The sequence below is a fragment of the Treponema sp. J25 genome (assembly GCF_004343725.1).
In the GTDB taxonomy this organism is placed as follows: Bacteria; Spirochaetota; Spirochaetia; order Treponematales; family Breznakiellaceae; genus J25.
This window is the reverse complement of record NZ_PTQW01000047.1, coordinates 1-2,873: the sequence shown is the minus strand read 5'-3', so window position 1 is coordinate 2,873 and position 2,873 is coordinate 1. Positions and strand designations below refer to the sequence as shown.

Here is a 2,873-nt window from a genome sequence, read left to right as displayed (position 1 = left end):
CTCCGTGATGCGGTACCTGAGTACGGCGAGGCACGAGGAACCTTGTCGGAATCTGGGTCGACCACGATCCAAGGCTAAATACTCGATAACTACCGATAGTGCAGCAGTACCGTGAGGGAAAGGCGAAAAGAACCCCGGTGAGGGGAGTGAAAGAGAACCTGAAACCGGACACCCGCAACAGGTCAGAGCACCGAAAGGTGTGATGGCGTGCCTTTTGTAGAATGAGCCTGCGAGTTACGATATACGGCGAGGTTAAGGGATGGGAGTCCTGGAGCCTAAGGGAAACCGAGTCTGAAGAGGGCGTGAAGTCGTATGTCGTAGACCCGAAGCCAGGTGATCTAGTTATGGGCAGGTTGAAGCTCAGGTAAAACTGAGTGGAGGACCGAACTCTAGTGTGATGAAAAACGCAGGGATGACCCGTGACTAGGAGTGAAAGGCTAAACAAACCTGGAAATAGCTGGCTCTCCCCGAAATGCCTTGAGGGACAGCCTCATTCAAATGTACCGGAGGTAGAGCACTGGATGGACTAGGGGGCTTCACCGCCTACCAAACCCAACCAAACTCCGAATGCCGGTACACAACGGATGGGAGTGAGACTGCGGGCGACAAGGTTCGTAGTCGAGAGGGGAACAGCCCAGACCGTCGGCTAAGGTCCCGAAATACCGCTGAGTGTGAAATGATGTGTGATTGCGAAGACAGCCAGGAGGTTGGCTTAGAAGCAGCCATTCCTTTAAAGAGTGCGTAATAGCTCACTGGTCGAGTAATCATGCGCAGACAATGTAACGGGGCTAAGCGGTATACCGAAGCCACGGAATCATACCGTAGGGTATGGTTGGTAGGGGAGCATTCCATGGACCGACGAAGGTGGCCCGTGAGGGTAGCTGGAGGGGATGGAAGAGAGAATGCAGGTATAAGTACACGAAAAGACAGGTGAGATTCCTGTCCGCCGAAAGCCTAAGGTTTCCTGGGTAAAGGTCGTCTGCCCAGGGTAAGTCGGCCCCTAAGGCGAGGACGAAAGTCGTAGTCGATGGGAAACGGGTGAAGATTCCCGTACCTTAGCACGTTTCGAGGGGATGACGCATGAGGTGAAATCCGGCCAGAGATTGGTAGATCTGGTCTAAGCCACGAGCTAGTGAACTGCGTAGGGAAATCCGCGCGGGGAGGTAAGTGGTGATGGCGAGCTGAGCTACGGCGAGGCGAAGCGGACGTAATCATGGTGCCAAGAAACAATCTCTAAGGTTAGGCGTGTTAAGACCGTACCGTAAACCGACACAGGTAGGCGGGATGAGCAATCTAAGGCGCTCGAGAGAACTCGCGTTAAGGAACTCGGCAAAATGCACACGTAACTTCGGGAGAAGTGTGGCCCCTTGCTGTTTAGCGATAAGTGGTGAGGGGTAGCATAGAGCAGTCCCAGGCGACTGTTTACCAAAAACACAGGCCTCTGCGAATCAGCAATGAGACGTATAGGGGCTGACACCTGCCCGGTGCCGGAAGGTTAAGGGGAGCGGTTAGCCGCGAGGCGAAGCTGTGAACCGAAGCCCCGGTAAACGGCGGCCGTAACTATAACGGTCCTAAGGTAGCGAAATTCCTTGTCGGGTAAGTTCCGACCCGCACGAATGGTGTAACGATCTGGGAGCTGTCTCAACGCGAGACTCGGTGAAATTTAAGTACCGGTAAAGATGCCGGTTACCCGTGGTTAGACGGAAAGACCCCGTGAACCTTCACCGTAACTTATCATGGGGACTTGATCTGACATGTGTAGGATAGGTGGGAGACTGGGAAGCATGGCCGTTAGGTTGTGTGGAGTCGACGGTGAAATACCACCCTTGTTGGATTAGGTTTCTAACCTGTTCCATGAAGCTGGGAGAGGGACAATGATAGGTGGGCGGTTTGACTGGGGCGGTCGCCTCCTAAAGAGTAACGGAGGTGCGCGAAGGTCACCTCGCGCTGGTTGGAAATCAGCGTATGAGTGTAAAGGCACAAGGTGGCTTGACTGTGAGACCGACAGGTCGAGCAGGTACGAAAGTAGGTCTTAGTGATCTGGCGGTAGCGAGTGGAAGCGCCGTCACTTAACGGATAAAAGGTACTCCGGGGATAACAGGCTGATCTTCCCCAAGAGTTCACATCGACGGGAAGGTTTGGCACCTCGATGTCGGCTCATCGCATCCTGGGGCTGGAGCAGGTCCCAAGGGTTTGGCTGTTCGCCAATTAAAGCGGTACGTGAGCTGGGTTCAGAACGTCGCGAGACAGTTCGGTCCCTATCTGCCACGGGCGATGGATGGTTGAGAGGAGCTGCTTTTAGTACGAGAGGACCGAAGTGGACGAACCTCTGGTGTACCAGTTGTCCTGCCAAGGGCACGTGCTGGGTAGCTAAGTTCGGAAGGGATAACCGCTGAAGGCATCTAAGTGGGAAGCCCACCTCAAGATGAACCATCCCTGGGGGTATAGCCCCCCTGAAGGCACCAGGGAGACTACCTGGTTGATAGGCTGGAGGTCTAAGCATCGTAAGGTGTTCAGCCGACCAGTACTAATCTGCCGTGAGGCTTGACCATATTATCGTTCTATCATCGCTTTTAAAACAGATTCGTCCCGCGGTGGGTGCTAAGAGAGAAAAGGCGCAGGGGGCCGTCAAGAACGGTAACCCTTAGCTCAGACCCACCGGAGAAACGCAGACAGGGGTGCTCAGTGTGCATCCGTGTTTGCTGCCTTCCTTTTTCCCCTTGTTACTGCATATTATATGCCTGGTGACCATAGTGGAGGTGTTACACCCGTTCCCATTCCGAACACGGAAGTTAAGCCCTCTAACGCCGATGATACTGCCCCTCGAAGGGGTGGGAAAGTAGGTAGTCGCCAGGCTTTTTTTATTTCCCACC

At 54.1% G+C, this 2,873-nt stretch carries 2 rRNA genes; both read left to right on the top strand.

The features are described 5' to 3' along the window. Positions 1 to 2,552 (top strand): 23S ribosomal RNA (locus C5O22_RS12315); the annotation flags it as partial. A gap of 188 nt (positions 2,553 to 2,740) precedes the next feature. After that, positions 2,741 to 2,856: ribosomal RNA gene (gene rrf / locus C5O22_RS12310) — 5S ribosomal RNA — on the top strand. Positions 2,857 to 2,873: the final 17 nt, after the last annotated feature.